Here is a 1,834-nt window from a genome sequence, read left to right as displayed (position 1 = left end):
TGTGGACGGTCTCCCGCGCCCCGTCCGGACCCGGGGCGCCGGCCGGGCCCGGGCGCCGGACCCCCTCGCCCCGTCGACTCCCTCGTCCGCCTTGTGGCTGCACGTACCGGTCCCCGCTCCCTGATTCCGACGCGTCGGCGCGGCGAGCGTCACGCCTCCTGACCGACACTCACCGTAGTCGCCACCGCATCATGTGCGGTGGGCAGTTGACAAACTCATACGGACAGCATCGCGCTCTGGTATGAGGCGTCGTACGACAGCCCGATAACCGTTCGGCACAAGGTGTCTGGAGTGAGTGCCGAACGATCGTCACTGGTCACAAGTGGTCGCATTGAGTCTGCGCGGACGAGGGCCCTCGGCGGGGCGGGCCCGCGCCGAGGCATGGCCCGGTCGCCCGGGGCCGACGGTCCGAGGGCTCTCGGACGCCGATGACACCGCTCGTCGCTTCGGCCAGAACATCACTCTCCGTAGAGAGTGGAGGAGGAGTCCGCCCCGCCGCCCCTTCCCGTCCCCGTCCCCCGGGGCGCTGCCCCCGGACCCCCCAGGTCGGGACGGGAAGGGGCGTCCGCTCAGTGGCCCCCGGGGCCGGCCTCGACAGGCCGGCCATGCCGCAGCGGGCCCTCCACCGGCTCAAGGGCTGACGGCCTCTCCCCCGCCGCCCGCCGCCGCCTCTTCTCCCGGCCGCCCTCCACCCTCCCTCCTCAGTCTTCACGCCACCCGAGGACACCTCATGCCACGCGACTTCGACCTGCTCGTCGTCGGCGACGCCAATCCGGACGTCGTCGTCGGTCCCCTCACCGAACCCCTCGCCTTCGGCCAGCGCGAACTCCTGGTCGACGGCGGCACCATGACCCTCGGCGGCTCGGCCGCCATCACCGCCTGCGGCGCCGCCCGGCTGGGGCTGCGCGTCGCCTTCGCCGGCCGCGTGGGCGACGACCACGCCGGCTCCTACGTACGCGACCGGCTCGCGGCACGCGGGGTGAACGTCGACGCGCTGCGGACCGACGACACCCTGCCCACCCCGCTCACCGTGTGCGTCACCCGCGGCGGCGACCGCGCCGTCCTCACCGCGCCGGGCACCCTGCCCGCGGTGTCCGCGGCCGACGTGCCCGAACGGCTGGTGGGTTCGGTCCGCCATGTCCACACGGGATCGTTCTTCCTGATGCCCCGGCTGGCGGCCGGGCTCCCCGGGCTGTTCGCCGCCGCCCGGGCCGCCGGAGCGACCACCTCGCTCGACACCAACGACGACCCGTCCGGCCGCTGGGACCCGGCCGCACTCGCCGGTGTCCTGGCGCACACCGACGTGCTGCTGCCCAACGCCGACGGGGCGTGCCGGCTGGCGGGCAGGCCGACCGGCCCCTCCCAGGTGGCGGAGGCCGCGCGCGTCCTCGCCGGCCGGGTGCCGCTCGTCGCCGTGAAGAACGGCGCCGACGGGGCGTTCTGCGCCGACGGCACGACTCTGCTCAGCACCGGCGCCGTCCCCGGACAACCGAGCGACACCGTGGGCGCGGGCGACAGCTTCGGCGCCGGTTTCCTCACCGCGCTGCTGCACGGCCTCCCGGCCGGGGAGGCACTCGCCCTCGCCGGCGTCTGCGGTGCCCTGTCCACCCGCCGCCCCGGCGGCACCGACGCCCAGCCCTCCTGGGACGAAGCCCCGTCCCACCTCGACCCGCAGAAAGCCGGAGCATCGTGACCGTTCCCAGGATTGTCCTCGTCGGCGCCGGAAGCGTCGTCTTCACCCAGGGCCTGCTCGCCGACCTGTTCGCCTTCCCGGAGCTGCGGACCGCGCACGTCGCCCTGCACGACATCGACCCCGAGCGGCTGGCCACCGCCG

Annotated in this window: 1 protein-coding gene and 1 pseudogene; both read left to right on the top strand. The window is 74.9% G+C overall.

All coding sequences use genetic code 11. The annotated features are described in order from the left end of the window. Positions 1-730: 730 nt before the first annotated feature. Positions 731-1,693 carry a carbohydrate kinase family protein gene (locus B9S61_RS01535; protein ID WP_103540563.1) on the top strand — a complete coding sequence of 321 codons (963 nt, stop codon included), beginning with the start codon at positions 731-733 and terminating at the stop codon, positions 1,691-1,693. Continuing rightward, positions 1,690-1,834: pseudogene (locus B9S61_RS01530) on the top strand (alpha-glucosidase/alpha-galactosidase); the annotation flags it as partial. The gene B9S61_RS01535 and the pseudogene B9S61_RS01530, both read left to right, overlap by 4 nt.

The sequence above is a fragment of the Streptomyces sp. SM1 genome (assembly GCF_002910825.1).
GTDB classification, from domain to species: Bacteria; Actinomycetota; Actinomycetes; order Streptomycetales; family Streptomycetaceae; genus Streptomyces; species Streptomyces okerensis.
Note: the sequence above shows the minus strand (reverse complement) of the source record. Positions and strands in the feature narration are given on the sequence as shown.